Here is a 16,077-nt window from a genome sequence, read left to right as displayed (position 1 = left end):
CAAACAAGCAAGTCTGCAAGGCGGGTTCGCGCGAGCGTGTCCCGCCTTTTACTTTGCTGTCCGGTCGCGGCGGGTTACGCTCCCCTAACCCGCCCTACGAACTTCCGGACATTCCCATGGAATATTCCCCAAGCGACCTCACCCAGCGCGAACGCTACAAGGTGCTGACCTCCTTCGTGCTGCCGCGGCCGATCGCCTGGGTGACGAGCACGAGCGCGGACGGCGTGGTCAATGCGGCGCCGTTCTCGTTCTTCAACGTGTTCTGCGAAGATCCGCCGCTCTGCATGTTTGCGGTCAATCGCCGGCCCGACGGCCGCGAGAAGGACACGTTGGTCAACATCCAGCGTCTCGGCGAATTCGTGGTCAACCTGACCGACGAGCCGCTGGCGCGCGCGATGCATGAGACCTCCGGCGACTTCCCGCCCGAGGTCGGCGAGCCTGATTATCTCGGCCTCAAGCTCGCGCCGTCGAGCAAGATCGCGGTGCCCCGGCTTGCGGATGCGCCGTTCGCGATGGAGTGCAAGACCTGGAAGCTGATCGACGTCAATGGCGACCGCCAGCTGATCATGGGCGAAGGCATCCATTTCCACATCCGCGACGAATTGTGGGACCGCGAGGCGATGCGCGTCCACATGGAGCGCTATCACCCGATCGGCCGCATGTTCGCCGACCGCTATTGCCGCACCGACGACCGCGTGGTGTTCCCCGCGGCCGAGGGCGCAAAGAAATAGAGGATCAGACAATGAGCGAAACATTCCGCGACAACGAAGCGCAGAGCCGGTTCGAGCTCGCCGTCGACGGCTCAACCGCCTTCGTGGTCTACCTCAAGACGCCGGACACGATCACGCTGGTTCACACCGAGGTGCCGGCGGAGCTCGGCGGCCGCGGCATCGGCTCCAAGCTCGCCCGCGCCACGCTCGACGCCGTCCGCGCGCAGGGCATCAAGCTCGTCGTGAAATGCGAATTCATCCAGGGCTTCATGAAGAAGCATCCGGAGTATGACGATCTGTTGGGGTGATCGCAGGGCGGGTTGGCAAAGCTGTCATTTCGTCATGGCCGGGCTTGTCCCGGCCATGACGCGTTTCGTCACGACGCCACCGGCTCGCCGACCTTGTCCTGCGTCTTCGTTTCGAAATCGCTGGCGTCGTGGCGCTCATGGAGCTGGCTCGACGGCTCGCCCCAGGTGCGGTTGACCATGCGGCCGCGCTTCACCGCGGGCCGTGCCGCGATCGCATCGGTCCAGCGCTGCACGTTCTTGTAGTCCTGGACCGAGAGGAATTCGCCGCCGCCATAGAGCAGACCCTTGGCAAGGCTGCCGTACCACGGCCACACCGCCATGTCGGCGATGGTGTAGACATGGCCCGCGAGATATTCGTTGTCGGCGAGCCGGCGGTCGAGCACGTCAAGCTGGCGCTTCACTTCCATCGCGAAGCGGTCGATGGCGTATTCGATCTTGGTCGGCGCATAGGCGTAGAAATGCCCGAAGCCGCCGCCGAGATAGGGCGCGGCGCCCATCTGCCAGAACAGCCAGGAGAAGGTTTCGGCGCGGGTCTTGACGTCGGTCGGCAGGAACGCGCCGAATTTTTCCGCGAGGTAAACCAGGATCGAGCCCGACTCGAACACCCTGACCGGCTCCTTCCCGCTGCGGTCCATCAGCGCCGGAATCTTCGAGTTCGGATTGACCGCGACGAAGCCGCTGCCGAACTGGTTGCCGTCGATCTTGATCAGCCAGGCGTCGTATTCCGCGCCCTTGTGACCCGCCGCCAGCAGCTCTTCCAGCATCACGGTGACCTTGACGCCGTTCGGCGTCGCCAGCGAGTAGAGTTGCAGCGGATGGCGGCCGACCGGCAGTTCCTTGTCGTGTGTGGGACCGGCGATCGGACGGTTGATGCTGGCGAAGCGCCCGCCGCTTTCCTTGTTCCAGGTCCAGACTTTCGGCGGCTCGTAGGCAGGAATGTCATTCACGTCGTTGGCTCCCGATTCATGTTCTTGCCGGGTGGCGCGGCGGCCGCCGTGCCCATCCCATGTCCGCACTAGATGGTGCGCGGGCTGCGCTTTGCCCACCCCGCGCGATCGCATTTTCTATCCAGCGGAATGCACCGCGAGGGATGCAGCCGGAGCAGCGCCTGCACGCAAGATCGCCGTGGCCGAAACCCGCTTGGCTTCGCGGACCGTGATGCGCTAGCGTTGCAGCGGCTGACGCCAACAAGCACAAGAAGCAGCCGCCGGGAGAGAACCAGTCCATGAAATCACCGATCTGCGACATGCTCGGGGTAGACTTCCCCCTGCTCGCCTTCAGCCATTGCCGCGACGTGGTGGCGGCGGTCAGCCGCGCCGGCGGCTTCGGCGTGCTCGGCGCGACCGCGCATTCGCCGGAGACGCTGGAGCAGGAGTTGACGTGGATCGACGCGCATGTCGACGGCAAGCCTTATGGCATCGACGTGCTGATCCCGGAAAACATCTCGACCGCGGGCGAGAAGAACGTCACCTGGAAGAGCCTCGAGGCGCGGGTCTCGCAGGAGCATCGCGACTTCACCCGCAATCTCTTGAAGAAATACGACATCGAGCTGACCAGCCGGAAAGTCGCCGACAACCAGCCGCAGCCGTTCGACGCCGAGACTGCGCTGCAACTGCTCGAGGTCTCGTTCCGGCATCCGATCCGGCTGATCGCGAATGCGCTCGGCGTGCCGCCGAAGGCGATGATCGAGATGGGGCGCAAGCACGGCGTGCCGGTGGCGGCGTTGGTCGGCTCCAAGGAGCACGCGCTGCGCCAGGTCGCGGCCGGTGTCGATATCCTGGTTGCGCAGGGCACCGAGGCCGGCGGCCATTGCGGCGAGGTCTCGACCATGGTGCTGGTGCCCGAGGTGATCAAGGCGGTCAAAAGAATCCGCGACGTGCCGGTGCTCGCCGCCGGCGGTATCATGACCGGCAGCCAGATGGCGGCCTGCATGGCGATGGGCGCGGCGGGCGCCTGGACCGGCTCGGTGTGGCTGGCCACGGTGGAATCGGAGACCTCGGAGATCTTCCGCGAGAAGATGATCGCGGCCTCCTCGCGCGACGCGATCCGCTCCAAGGGCCGCACCGGCAAGCCGGCGCGGCAGCTCCGCTCTGTCTGGACCGATGCCTGGGACCGCTCGCCGGAAAGCCCCGGCGCGCTGCCGATGCCGCTGCAAAGCATCATCAGCCGCGACGCCTTCAACGCCATCGACCGCGCCGCAGCTGGTGGTAACGAGAAGGCCCGCGATCTCGTCAGCTATTTCGTCGGCCAAGGCGTCGGCCTGATCGACAGCGTCAAATCCGCCGGCACCGTGGTGCAGGAGTTCAAGGAAGAGTTCGTCGAGGCCGTCGAGCACATGAACGCGCTGGTGGCGGAGTGACGATCCCTCCCCGTCATTGCGAGGAGCGAAGCGACGAAGCAATCCGCCTTTCCCCGTATCGGAACATGGATTGCTTCGCTTCGCTCGCAATGACGCCCCAAAACAACCATCGAGTCCAAGACCGCAGAGTGAACCAACAAGAATGTCGAACAGCATCCCCGAAGACCGCATTCCCGTCATCGTCGGCGTCGGCGAGATCGTCGATCGACCGAAGGACATCGCCGCCGGCCTCGAGCCGCTCACGCTGCTTGAGGAGGCGCTGAAGCGCGCCGAGGCGGACAGCGGCGCCAGGCTGCTGTCCGACGTGCAGTCGCTCGACGTCGTCAACTTCCTGAGCTGGCGCTACCGCGATCCCGAGAAGCAGCTGGCGCAGCGGCTCGGCATTGCGCCCGCGCATCTCTATTACGGCCCGGTCGGCGGCGAGAGCCCGATCCGCTATTTGCATGAGGCGGCGCAGCGCATCGCACGCGGCGAATGCAGCGTTGCCGCGGTCTGCGGCGCGGAGGCGCAGTCGACCGCGACCAAGGCGCAGCGCGCCGGCGTGGAGCTGCCGTGGACGCCGTTCGCGCACGACGTGGAGGAGCCGAAGCGCGGCGCCGCGTTCCAGAAGCCGATGGCCGTGAGCCTCGGCGTGTTCAGGCCGATCACGGTCTATCCGCTCTACGAGTCCGCAACATCGGCGCATTGGAGCCAGACGCCGCGCGATGCGCTGAAGGAATCGGGCGAGCTATGGTCGACCTATGCGCGCGTCGCGGCCGACAATCCGAACTCGTGGCTGAAGAAGACGTTCACCGGCGACGAGATCACCACGGCCACGCCCGACAACCGGATGATCGCCTGGCCGTATACAAAGCTGATGGTGGCGAACCCGACGGTGAACATGGGCGGCGCGCTGATCCTGACCAGCCTCGCGAAAGCGCGCGCGGCCGGCGTGCCGGCGGACAAGCTGATCTATCCGCTCGGCGGCGCCTCGGCGGAAGAGCCGCGCGACTATCTGATCCGCGATCAGTTCGTCGAAAGCCACGCGCAGACCGCGGTGCTGAAGGCGGTGATGGATCTCGTCGGCGGCGACGGCAAGAAGTTCGACGCGATCGAGCTCTATAGCTGCTTCCCCTGCGTGCCGAAGATGGCGCGCCGGACGCTCGGCCTCGGTGCCGACGTGCAGCCGACCGTGACGGGTGGTCTGACGTTCTTCGGCGCGCCGCTCAACACCTACATGACTCACTCGGCCTGCGCGATGGTGCGCACATTGAGAAGCGGCGGCGCGCTCGGCCTGCTCTACGGCCAGGGCGGCTTCGTCACCAAGCATCATGGCCTCGTGCTGTCGCGCGCGGCGCCGAACGGTGCGCTCAAGCAGGATACCAGCGTGCAGGCGGAGGCCGACCGCAACAGGCGCAACGTGCCCGACTTCACCGCGGAAGCTGCGGGAAAAGGCAAGGTCGAGGCCTTCACGGTGATCTATCGCGCCAATGGCGAGGTCGAGCACGGCGTCACCATGCTGCGCACCGAAGACGGCCGCCGCACGCTCGGCCGCATCCCGGCGAGCGACACGGCAACGCTGGCCTATCTGCAGGACATGGACCGCACGCCGGTCGGCACCACGGGCAACATCGTCACCGCCGGCGATGGCATGCTGGAATGGCGGGTGGGCTGATCCACCAACGCTGTCATGGCCGGGCTTGTCCCGGCCATCCACGTCTTTGCCTCATGAAAGAAAGTAAGACGTGGATGCCCGGGCCAAGCCCGGGCATGACGAAGCAAAAGGGAAGCTTGTGCCCTACCCCTTCACGTCCTGCTTTTCGGATGCCGTGGTCGGCTTGCCCTTGGCGCCGGCACCGGTGACGCGGACATGGTCGCCGTCGGCGAGGCCGTCCGGCGGGGCGGTGATGATGCGATCGTCGGGCGCGAGGCCGGTGGCGATCTCGATCTCCTTGCCGAGGTCGCGGCCGATCTTCACGGTCTTGAACAGCACCTTGTCGTCAGGACCGACGGTTGCGACCCGCAGGCCACTGCTGTTGAAGATCAGCGCGCTGGCGGGAATGCTGAGCGGCGTGGATTCGCGCTGCAGATTGAGCTTCACGCTGGCATAGCTGCCCGGCATCAATTCGCCGGAGGAGTTGTCGAGCCCGAGTTGCATCCGCGTCGTGCCGGAGGCGACATCGACCGCCTGCGAGGAGGCTTCCACCGTCGCCTGGAAGGTGCGGTTCGGGTAATCCGGCAGCGCCAGCGTCGCCTTGGCGCCGATCTTGATCGCCGGGACGTAGTTCTGCGGCACGTTGACATAGACGCGCAGCTTGGTGATGTCCGAGATCGTGAACATCGCCGGGCCCGAGTTGCCGCCGGCGTTGATCAGCGCGCCGACGTCGGTGTCGCGCGAGGTCACCACGCCGTCGAACGGCGCCGTGATCTTCTTGTATCCGGCGAGCGCTTCCAGCCGCTCGACGTTGGCCTGGCCGGCCTTGACCGCACCGTTCTTGTTGGAAAGGTCGGCGGTGCGCTCGTCGATCTCCTGGGCGGAGACGAAGTTCGAGGCCACCAGCGTCTTGCGCCGGTTCAACGTGGCCTCGGAGAGCTTGGCCGAGGCCTGGGCGCTGGCGAGATCGGCGCGCGCCTGCAGCAATTGCTGGTCGAGGTCGGGCGCCTCGATCTCGGCGATCACCTGGCCGGCCTTGACGCGGGCGCCGATGTCGGCGTCCCAGTTCTTGAGATAGCCGGATACCCGGGCATAGATCGGCGCTCGGGAATAGGCCTCGAGCCGGCCCGGCAGGTCGATCGTGGGGCTCAGCGCCTTGGCATTGGGCAGCGCCACCGCGACGGTCGGAATGGCCTGGTCGTCGGTCCATTCCTTCAGCCGCGTGTCCTGTTCCTCACGGGCGCGGATCCCGGTGCCGACGATCAGGCCCGCCCCGACCAGGGCCACCACGCCGAAGATGCCCAGCTTCCGGCGTGAGACCGGGGGGCGCTTTTCAGTGGGCGGCATGCGGAATCTCCGATGAGGCGGCGGCTTTGGCGCCTTGCTTCTTGTGTACCATACTGAATACCACGGGAACAAACATCAGCGTCGCGAAGGTGGCGAAGATCAGGCCGCCGATCACGGCCCGGCCCAACGGCGCGTTCTGCTCGCCGCCCTCGCCCAGCCCCAGCGCCATCGGCGCCATGCCGATGATCATGGCAAGCGCGGTCATCAGCACCGGGCGGAACCGGACGAAGCCGGCTTCCAGGGCCGCCGCGACGGGATCGCCGAGTTCCTCATAGCGCTCGCGGGCGAAGCTGATCACGAGCACGCTGTTGGCCGTCGCCACACCCATGCACATGATGGCGCCGGTGAGCGCCGGAACCGACAGCGTGGTCTCCGTCGTGAACAGCATCCAGACAATGCCGGCGAGCGCAGCGGGCAGCGCCGTGATGATCACGAACGGGTCCGACCAGGACTGGAAGTTCACGACGATCAGGAAGTAGATCAGCACGACGGCGCCGAGCAGGCCGAACAAGAGGCCGGTGAAGGCCGAGTTCATGGTCTGCACCTGGCCGAGCAGCACCACGGACGAGCCCTTCGGCACCTCCTTGGCGGTGTCGGCGATCAGCTTGCGCACGTCGGTCGCGACGCCGCCAAGATCGCGGCCTTGCGTCGTGGCGTAGATCTGCACCAGCGACTGGATGTCATATTGCGACACCACCGCACTCGAGGTCGCGCGCTTGATGTCGGCGATGCCGCCGAGGATCGGTGCCTGGGTGTTGCCGGTCGCGGTGATCGGCAGGGTCTGCAGCGCGCTCAGCGAGTCGATCTGGTATTGCGGCGTCTGCATCACGATCGAATACGACACGCCGTTATCGGGATTGAGATAATAGGTCGGCGCCACCTGCGAGGAGCCGGCGAGGTTGACCACCAGCGAGTTGGTGACGTCGCGCTCGGTCAGGCCGACATATTGTGCGCGGGTGCGGTCGACATCGATGTTGAAGGTCGGGTTGTTCGGCGACTGCTGGATCCGCGCATCGGCGATGCCGGGGATGCGCTTGATCCCGGCCAGCAGCTTGTTGGCATAGGCGAAGTTGGCCTCGAGATTGGCGCCGCGGATCTGCAGGTCGATCGGCGCCGGCGCGCCGAAGTTCAGGATCTGGCTGACGATGTCGGCCGGCAGGAACGCGAAGCTGGTGCCCGGGAACAGCCGCGGCAATTGCTCACGCAGTGCGCGGACATGCTGTTCGGTCGGCTTGTGGCCTTCCTTGAGGCGGATCTGGATGTCGCCATCCTGCGGACCGATCACGCCGGTGTTGTTGTAGGTCATGTTGATGCCGGAGATCGGCATGCCGATGTTGTCGGTCATGGTCTCGATCTCGCCGGGCACCAGCTTGCGGATCGCCTTCTGGATGTCGGCGAGCTGGTTGGCGGTCTCCTCGACGCGGGTGCCGACCTGGGTGCGGACATGCATCAGGATGTTGCCGGCATCGACCGACGGGAAGAAGTTGCGCCCGAGGAACGGCACCAGCAGGAACGACGCGGCGACGACCGCGAGGAAGCAGCTCACGAACACCGTGCGATGACCGAGCGCCATCGCGAGCAGGCCGCGATAGCCGGCGCGGATGCGCTCGAACCGCGCCTCGAAGCCGCGCTGGAACCAGACCAAAGGATTGCGCGATTTCGGCGGCGAGCCCTCATGATGCACATGCGCCTGCAGCAGATAGTTCGCCATGGTCGGCACCAGGGTGCGCGACAGGATGAACGACCAGATCATCGCGAACATCACCGCTTCGGCCATCGGCACGAACAGGAAGCGCGCCACGCCGGTGAGGAAGAACATCGGCACGAACACGATGCAGATACAGAGCAGCGAGACGAAGGCCGGCGTCACGATCTGGTTGGCGCCGTCGAGGATCGACTGCTCGACCGGCTTGCCCTGCTCGAGGTGATAATTGATGTTCTCGATCGTCACCGTGGCGTCGTCGACCAGGATGCCGACCGCGAGCGCGAGGCCGCCGAGCGTCATGATGTTCAGCGTCTCGCCGATCAGGGACAGCATGATGATGGCGCCGAGCACCGACAGCGGGATCGACACCGCGATGATGACGGTCGAGCGCCAGCTGCCGAGGAACAAGAGGATCATGATACTGGTGAGCAGCGCGGCGATCACGCCCTCGAAGGCGACGCCGGTGATCGCGCCGCGGACGAACACCGACTGGTCGCCGATGAAGCCGATCTTCAGCGCGTCCGGCATCTGGTCCTTGACCTCGATTACCTTCTGCTTGATGCCGGAGATGATATCGAGCGTCGAGGTGGCGCCGGCCTTCAGCACCATCATCAAGACCGAGCGGTTGCCGTCGACATGAACGATGTTGGTTTGCGGCGGGTTGCCGTCGCGGACCGAGGCGACGTCACGCACATAGACCATCGCGCCGTTGACCTGCTTGATCGGCAGGTCGCCGAGCTCCTCGAGCCGCAGCGGCGAGTTGTTGAGGTTGATGGTGTATTCGAAATTGCCGATCTTCTGCGTGCCGACCGGCGTGATCAGGTTCTGCGCGGCGAGCGCATTGGCGACGTCCTGGCCCGACAGGCCGCGCGCCTGCAGCGCGGTCGAATTGAGATCGATCTGGACCTGGCGCTGCTTGCCGCCGAACGGATACGGGATCGCCGCACCAGGCACCGTGACCAGCGGCGTGCGCAGCTGGTTGATGCCGATATCGGCGAGGTTCTGCTCGGTCAGTCCCTCGCCCGACAGCGCGACCTGGATGATCGGAACCGTCGAGGCGCTGTAGTTCAGGATCAGCGGCGGCGTCGCGCCCGGCGGCATCTGCTTGAGCAGGGTTTGCGAGATCGCGGTGACCTGCGCATTGGCGGTGCGGATGTCGACGTTGGGCTGGAAGAAGATCTTGATGATGCCGACGCCGTTATAGGAATTGGCGACGATGTGCTCAATGTCGTTGACGGTCGTGGTCAGCGCGCGCTGGAACGGCGTGGTAATGCGGCCGGACATCTGGTCCGGCGGCAGGCCTGTGTACTGCCAGACCACGCCGATCACCGGAATACGGATGTCCGGGAAGATGTCGGTCGGCGTGCGCAACGCCGCCAGCGGTCCGATAATCAGCAGCAGGATCGCGAGCACGACGAAAGTATATGGCCGGCTCAGCGCGATACGGACCAGTGCGATCATAAAAGAAGCGTTCCCGAAATGAAGCCCGCCCAGGCAGAGGAATCGACATTGCAAAAGCCGTTCCGCAGCGGCCGATTTACCCGATGGCGGGCAAAACGCCAACCCGCGGAGCCGCGGCGGCTTTCACTTCCTCGGCATAGTGCGTGAGGCTGCGCGCTCCGAGCGACCGTGCCGGGCGCCGTGCCGTCGATCGCGTGCGGATCATCGTCAAAAAGAGACGGCTCTGCTGCGAATGCGAGCCGGCCGAGGATGCTATTTCGGCCGACGCGAGGTTAACGCATCGCTGCCCTGCGAAAATGTAAAACGTGGTGGGCCGGGTCAGCCCACCACGTCGGCATCGGTTAGGCGAAGGATGGCGGCCGCCCGAGCAGCGGCGCCGCCGGATCAGGCGGCGCGGACGGCGTCGAGGAACTTGCTGACCTCGAGCTTGAGGCGGCTGCTGTCGCCCGAGAGCGATTGGGCCGCCGACAGCACCTGGCTCGACGCCGAGCCGGTTTCGTTGGCGCCATGCTGGACGTCGGAGATGTTGGCCGAGACCTGCTGGGTGCCCTGCGCCGCCTGCTGCACGTTGCGGGAGATTTCCTGCGTCGCCGCGCCCTGCTCTTCGACCGCGGCCGCAATCGTGGACGAGATTTCCGACAGCCGTTCGATGGTCGAGGAGATTTCCTTGATCGCGCCGACCGACTCCTGGGTCGCGGTCTGGATGCCGGCGATCTGCTGGCCGATCTCGCCGGTCGCCTTGGCAGTCTGCTCGGCCAGCGCCTTCACCTCGGACGCCACCACGGCGAAGCCGCGGCCGGCCTCGCCGGCGCGTGCCGCCTCGATGGTGGCGTTCAGCGCCAGCAGATTGGTCTGGCCGGCAATGGTGTTGATCAGCTCGACGACGTCGCCGATCCGCGCGGCGGCCTTCGACAGCTCGCTGACGCGATCGTTGGTGGTGCGCGCCTGGCCGACGGCATCGCCGGCCATCCGTGCCGACTCCTGCACCTGGCGGCTGATCTCGGTCACCGACGACGACAGCTCCTCGGTCGCCGACGCCACCGACTGGACATTGGTCGAGGCCTCCTCGGACGCGGCCGCAACCGATGTGGTCAGCTCCTGCGAGCGCCGGGCGGTCGACGACAGCGTGCCGGCGGAGGCTTCGAGCTGGGTCGAGGCCGACGACACGGTCTGCACGATCTCGCCGATCATCTGTTCGAAATTGCGGGTGATGGTGTCGACCCGGCGGCCGCGCTCGATCTTGGCATCGGCGTCGGCAGCGGCGGCTTCATCGGCCGCCTTCTTGGCGACCAGCGCTTCCTTGAACACCTGCAGCGTATCGGCCATCGCGCCGATCTCGGACTTCTCGCCCTGATGCGGGACGTTTGCGGTCAGGTCGCCGCGGCCCAGCGCCTGCATCGGGCTCACGATCGAGGCGATGCCGGCCGAGACGTCGCGGATCATCAGGAAGCTGACGCCAACGCCGACGATGATGGCGGCGCCAAGGATCATCGCAAGCAGCATGACGGCAGACGCGTAGCTGTTTGCCGCGTCCTGCGCCGCCTTGTCGGCGCCGGCATTGTTGAGCTCGATGTCCTTGCGCAGGATCTCGTCGGCCTCGAGGCCGATCTTGTTGACGGTCTTGGCGTTCAGCTCATGCGCATCGTGCGGGGCCTTGCCGACATCCCTGCGCGACAGCGCCATCACCTCCTCGGTGCCCTTCTTGTAACGGGTCCAGGCATCGACCCATTGATCGTAGAGCGCGCGCTCCGCGGGGGTCGCGATCAGCGGCTCGTAGATCGCGCGGACCTTGAGGTTGGCGTCGACCACCGAGGTCAGGGTCTTCTCCTGCGCGAGCTTGTCCTCCAGCGTCTCGGACAGCATGTGTTCGCGGATCACGTTGCGATAGGTGATGACGCCGGCGCGCAGATCGCCGAGCGCACGCACGCTCGGCAGCCAGCTCGTCGTGATGTCGACGGTGTTGGCGTTGATCGACCGTAAATTCACGACCGCGAGCAGGCCCATGCCCGTCATCGCGACAAGCAGGAACGCAACCACGGCAATAATCTTGGCGCGGATCGAGAATTTGGCGAACATCGTGGGGGTCTCTTGATATCGGGCTCGCGAAGCCCGATCGAATGGCTGGGGCGTGGCGGGACGCCGCAGACATCAAAGCCAGCCCCCCTCCTTAAGTAGGGTTAATTTGGTTCCCCGTTGAACTACGGAGGCGCTCTTCGACACCGTGGCATGATGCGCGCCAGCCGCATCAAGGCATCAACACGAGCGCATCCGAGAAAAACTCCGGCCCGCCGAAATTGCCTGATTTCAGGGCAAGCACCATCTCGCCTCTCCCGGCGCCGACCGCTCGCAGAACCGGCACGCCGGCGGCGATTTCCGCACCGACCAGGAATCCAGGAATGCGCAGGCGATCGACCACGGCGCCCGAAGTTTCACCACCGGCGACCACCAGCCTGTGCACGCCCGACTGCACCAGACCATCCGCGATGTCGGCCATCGCCTGCTCGATGGCATGCCCGGCTGCATCGCGACCATGACGGGATTGCACAGCTGCCACCTGATCCGGGGTCGAGCTGCTCGCAATCAGGATTGGCCCCGCCCCGAGCCGGTCTCTGGCCCAGGCGAGCGCACGCTGCGTTTCGTCCTTGCCGGCGACCACCTGCTCGGGATCGAGGTGCAGGACCGGCATCACTTTCTCGGCGTTTGCGATCTGGCGCAGGGTCGCCTGCGAGCAACTGCCGGCAAGGCACGCCGCCGGGCCGCCGACCGGCGTCGCCAGCATCGCATCCGCGGTGTCCGGTTTGGCTTTGCTCGCGGCGACCAGCGCCCGCGCCAGGCCAAGCCCGATCCCGGAAGCGCCGACTGAAAGACGGTGATCCAGCGCGACCTGCCCGATGGTCTCGAGGTCGCGGTCGAACACCGCATCGACGATGGTGGCGCCGATGCCGCTTTGCGTGAGCTCGGCGAGCTTTGCCCGGACGGCGTCCGCGCCACGGCTCAGCGTCGCCAGATCGACCAGGCCGACCTTGGTCGTGCTTTGCCGCGCCAGCACGCGAACCAGATTGGAATCATGCATCGGGTTGAGCGGGTGGTCCTTCAGCGGACTCTCGTTCAGCGGCACCGAGCCGACGAACAGATTGCCCTGGTAGACGGTGCGGCCGGTCTCCGGGAATGCCGGAGTCACCAGCACGATGGCATCCCTGGAATCGGCGCGCAGCGCGTCCATCACGGGGCCGATGTTGCCGGCATCGGTTGAATCGAAGGTCGAGCAGATCTTGAACAGGATATGTTCGGCGCCGCGGCCGCGCAGCCAGGCCTCCGCTGCGCGCGAACGCGTCACGGCGAGGCCGGCCTCGATCGAACGGCTCTTCAGCGACACCACGACGGCGTCGACCTCGGGCAGCGCGAGATCGTCCGCAGGCACGCCGATGGTCTGCACCGTGCGCAGGCCGGCGCGGGTCAGCGTGTTGGCGAGGTCGGAGGCGCCGGTATAGTCGTCGGCGATGCAACCGAGAGACAGCTTTCCGGCTCGCGTCACGGCTTCACTCCAGCATAGGGCTTGAACCAGGCGAGACCGTCGGTGGTCTTGCCGCGCGGATTGTACTCGCAGCCGACGAAGCCGCCGTAGCCGAGCCGGTCGAGCTCGCCGAACAGGAACGGATAGTTCAGCTCCTCGCCGTCGGGCTCGTTGCGCGAGGGGATCGACGCGATCTGGACGTGGCCGATGATCGGCATCATTTCACGCAGCCGCATGGTGACGTCGCCATGGATGATCTGGCAGTGGTAGATGTCGAACTGCAGCTTCAGGTTCGCGATACCAAGCTCGTTGATCAGATCGCGCGCGAAGATGAAGTCGTTGAGGAAGTAGCCGGGCACGTTGCGCGGATTGATCGGCTCGATCACGACGTCGAGGCCGTGCGGCGCGAAGAACTCTGCGGCATGGGCGACCGATTTGCGAAACGCGGCGACCGCCCTGGCATCGCTGCGGTCGGCTATTCCCGCCATCAGATGCACCCGCTTGACGCCGGTCGCCCGCACATAGGGCAGCGCGGTCTTCAGGCTTTGCTGGAGGTCGGCGAAACGGTCCGGCAGCGCGGCAAACCCCTTCTCGCCGGCGTTCCAGTCGCCCGGCGGCAAGTTGAACAGCGCCTGCGTCAGCCCGTTGCCTTTCAGCCGCTTGCCGACCTCCTCGGCCGGATGGTCGTAAGGAAACAGGAACTCGACCGCGGTGAAGCCCGCCTTCGCGGCCGCCTCGAAGCGGTCGAGGAACGGGACCTCGTTGAACATCATGGTGAGGTTGGCGGCAAAACGGGGCATTGCAAGATCCTCTTATTTCTCGCCTGGAAGCTTGGTGCCGGTAACCTGCGCATACATCCGCGCCACCGACGCATCATCGTCGCGGCCCATGCCGGCGGCCGCGGTCATCAGGAACATCTGCAAGGCCGCGGCCGAGACCGGCACCGGGAAGCGTGCATTGCGCGCCATGTCCTGGATGATGCCGAGGTCCTTCACAAAAATTTCGACGGCGCTGCGCGGCGCATAGTCGCCGTCGAGCACATGCGGCATGCGGTTCTCGAACATCCAGGAATTGCCGGCGGAGGCGGTGATCACCTCATAGACCTTGCGGATGTCGAGGCCCTGCCTGGCGGCAAAGGCGATCGCCTCTGAGGCGGCCGCGATATGCACGCCGGCCAGCAGCTGGTTGATCATCTTGAACGCGGCGCCCTGCCCCGCGGCATCACCAAGCTCGTAGAGTTTCGCCGCCATCGCATCGAGTGCAGGCCGCGCCTTCGCAAATGCCGCGGCGCTGCCGGAGGCGAGAATCGTCAATTCGCCCTGCGCCGCGCGCTGCGCGCCGCCGGAGATCGGGGCATCGAGATAGTGCCGGCCGGTCGCCTCGAGCTGCTTTGCGAGGCGCCGCGCGATATCAGGGTCCATGGTCGCCGAGGAGATGAAGACCGCGTCCTTCGCCAAGGTCTCGGCGACGCCGTCCTTGCCGAACAGGATCGCTTCAGTCTGCGCTGCGTTGACGACAACGCTGACGACAATGTCGGCATCCCGGGCTGCCTCGGCCGGCGACTTGGCGCCCTTGCCGCCGTCGGCGACGAAGCGCGCCACCGCATCGGCCGTGACGTCGCAGCCGGTCACCTCGAAACCGGCCCGCCTGAGCGAGGTCGCCATGCCGTATCCCATCGAGCCCAGCCCGATGACGGCGACACGTGATGTTGCGGAACTGGACATGTGGCGATCCCTGAACATTTTTAGTTGTTTGAGCGTGACCTTTTCGGAAAACCGGCTGTCACTTTGCGCCAGCGCGGCCGGCCGGGTCCGGATCATGCTCGTTGCTGCTTGCCTATCACGGCTTGGCCGCGCTGCCAAAGCATGAGACAAAGCGGAAAACGGATAGCGCCAAGGATGGCGCCACGAGCGAAACCGGATGAGCGAAACAAAGCTTCGTGAGGACATCTGCCGCTTCGGCCGCTCGCTGTTCGAGCGCGGCCTGACGCCGGGGTCCTCGGGCAATATCAGCGTCCGGCTCGACGACGGCGGCTGGCTGGTGACGCCGACCAACGCCTCGCTCGGCTTCCTCGATCCGGCGAAAATGTCACGGCTCGATGACAACGGCCGGCTGGTCTCCGGCGACGCCCCGACCAAGGAAGTGCCGCTGCACACCGCGCTCTACCAGACCCGCACGACGGCCGGCGCCGTGGTGCACCTGCACTCGACCCATTCGGTCGCGCTCTCGATGCTGCCGGAGATCGACCCGCGCGCCGCGCTGCCGCCGATGACGGCCTATTACGTCATGAAGTGCGGCCAGACCGCGCTGGTGCCCTATTATCGCCCCGGCGATCCCGCCGTTGCCGACGCGATCCGGGGGCTGGCCGGGAAATATTCATCGGTGCTGCTCGCCAATCATGGGCCCGTCGTGTCGGGCGATACGCTGGAAGCGGCGGTGTTCGCGACCGAGGAGCTGGAGGAAACCGCAAAGCTCTATCTGCTGCTGCGCGGGCTGAACCCGCGCTATTTGTCGCCCGACCAGGTGGCGGATTTGACCAGGACGTTCGGGCTCGTGCTGCCGGATCACCCTCACTAGATCAAGCGGAGGATCGATATGCGGAAGACAGTCGTGATGAGATTCACAGGCTTGGCGTTAGCGATACCGTTTGCCGTCGGCCTTGCGGCGTCGGACGGACGGACCGAAGAGACTTTGCAAGGCATGCTGGCAACCCAGTTGCGCGCGCAGGGCTATCCTTGCGACAAGCCGCTCAAGGCCGAGCGGGACGACAAGCTCTCCAAGCCCGACAACGAGGCCTGGACGCTGACATGCAGCAACGCGACCTATCGCGTCAGCCGCGTGCCGGACCTCGCCGCCAAGGTCGAGAAGATCGACGAGAGCAAGTAGGCTGCGTGGGCTGGATCAGTAGCCCGCATGAGCGCAGCGATATGCGGGACGCCCCGGATGTCGCTGCGCTCATCCGGGCTACGGGCTGGATTGCGCGCACCGCATACACTGGCGTCATCCCCGCGCAAAGGCAAAGCCTTCGTCGCTGGAGGTG

At 65.8% G+C, this 16,077-nt stretch carries 13 protein-coding genes; 6 read left to right on the top strand and 7 right to left on the bottom strand.

Annotated elements, in window-relative coordinates:
• Window positions 1-116: 116 nt before the first annotated feature.
• Entirely contained in the window at window positions 117-731 is a 615-nt protein-coding gene (locus ACVW1B_RS06065) for a flavin reductase family protein (protein ID WP_092083295.1), read from the top strand.
• A gap of 11 nt (window positions 732-742) precedes the next feature.
• A complete protein-coding gene (locus tag ACVW1B_RS06060) occupies window positions 743-1,018 on the top strand; it encodes a GNAT family N-acetyltransferase (protein ID WP_456781200.1) in 276 nt (91 codons plus the stop codon).
• A 68-nt stretch (window positions 1,019-1,086) separates the two neighbouring features.
• Here the strand turns inward: ACVW1B_RS06060 and yghU are convergent, their stop codons facing one another.
• Window positions 1,087-1,965 (bottom strand): glutathione-dependent disulfide-bond oxidoreductase, encoded by an 879-nt coding sequence (gene yghU / locus ACVW1B_RS06055; RefSeq protein ID WP_456781201.1) that lies wholly within the window; start codon window positions 1,963-1,965, stop codon window positions 1,087-1,089.
• Between the two features lie 278 nt (window positions 1,966-2,243).
• Between yghU and ACVW1B_RS06050 the strand changes: the two genes are divergently transcribed.
• Together ACVW1B_RS06050 and ACVW1B_RS06045 are read left to right on the top strand one after the other, a co-directional pair.
• On the top strand, window positions 2,244-3,377 hold the full coding sequence (locus ACVW1B_RS06050; RefSeq protein WP_456821338.1) for a nitronate monooxygenase: 1,134 nt from the start codon (window positions 2,244-2,246) through the stop codon (window positions 3,375-3,377).
• 142 nt (window positions 3,378-3,519) lie between these two features.
• Complete coding sequence (locus ACVW1B_RS06045; protein ID WP_456821337.1) at window positions 3,520-5,031, top strand: acetyl-CoA acetyltransferase; 1,512 nt, start codon at window positions 3,520-3,522, stop codon at window positions 5,029-5,031.
• A 123-nt stretch (window positions 5,032-5,154) separates the two neighbouring features.
• Here ACVW1B_RS06045 and ACVW1B_RS06040 read toward each other — a convergent pair whose 3' ends face one another.
• From ACVW1B_RS06040 to ltnD, 6 genes are all read right to left on the bottom strand, one after another.
• Window positions 5,155-6,357, bottom strand: coding sequence for an efflux RND transporter periplasmic adaptor subunit (locus ACVW1B_RS06040; RefSeq protein WP_057017653.1), 1,203 nt, complete (start codon window positions 6,355-6,357; stop codon window positions 5,155-5,157).
• Complete coding sequence (locus ACVW1B_RS06035) at window positions 6,344-9,523, bottom strand: efflux RND transporter permease subunit (RefSeq protein WP_253609625.1); 3,180 nt, start codon at window positions 9,521-9,523, stop codon at window positions 6,344-6,346. The genes ACVW1B_RS06040 and ACVW1B_RS06035 overlap by 14 nt, the downstream gene beginning before the upstream one ends.
• Before the next feature lie 384 nt (window positions 9,524-9,907).
• Window positions 9,908-11,599, bottom strand: a complete 1,692-nt coding sequence (locus tag ACVW1B_RS06030) for a methyl-accepting chemotaxis protein (protein ID WP_456781204.1) — start codon at window positions 11,597-11,599, stop codon at window positions 9,908-9,910.
• A gap of 169 nt (window positions 11,600-11,768) precedes the next feature.
• The gene (gene otnK / locus ACVW1B_RS06025) at window positions 11,769-13,058 is read right to left on the bottom strand and encodes a 3-oxo-tetronate kinase (RefSeq protein WP_456781205.1); all 1,290 of its coding nucleotides are present in this window, start codon (window positions 13,056-13,058) and stop codon (window positions 11,769-11,771) included.
• The gene (gene otnI / locus ACVW1B_RS06020; protein WP_456821336.1) at window positions 13,055-13,837 is read right to left on the bottom strand and encodes a 2-oxo-tetronate isomerase; all 783 of its coding nucleotides are present in this window, start codon (window positions 13,835-13,837) and stop codon (window positions 13,055-13,057) included. Before otnI ends, otnK begins: the two co-directional genes overlap by 4 nt.
• A gap of 12 nt (window positions 13,838-13,849) precedes the next feature.
• Window positions 13,850-14,779: an L-threonate dehydrogenase gene (ltnD, locus tag ACVW1B_RS06015; protein WP_375167102.1), complete on the bottom strand. Its 930-nt coding sequence runs from the start codon at window positions 14,777-14,779 to the stop codon at window positions 13,850-13,852.
• Between the two features lie 178 nt (window positions 14,780-14,957).
• Between ltnD and otnC the strand changes: the two genes are divergently transcribed.
• The gene (gene otnC / locus ACVW1B_RS06010) at window positions 14,958-15,614 is read left to right on the top strand and encodes a 3-oxo-tetronate 4-phosphate decarboxylase (RefSeq protein WP_253609630.1); all 657 of its coding nucleotides are present in this window, start codon (window positions 14,958-14,960) and stop codon (window positions 15,612-15,614) included.
• 51 nt (window positions 15,615-15,665) lie between these two features.
• A complete protein-coding gene (locus tag ACVW1B_RS06005) occupies window positions 15,666-15,923 on the top strand; it encodes a hypothetical protein (RefSeq protein ID WP_253635992.1) in 258 nt (85 codons plus the stop codon).
• The last annotated feature ends 154 nt before the right edge of the window (window positions 15,924-16,077 follow it).

This window comes from Bradyrhizobium sp. USDA 4502, from assembly GCF_054063355.1.
Note: the sequence above shows the minus strand (reverse complement) of the source record. Positions and strands in the feature narration are given on the sequence as shown.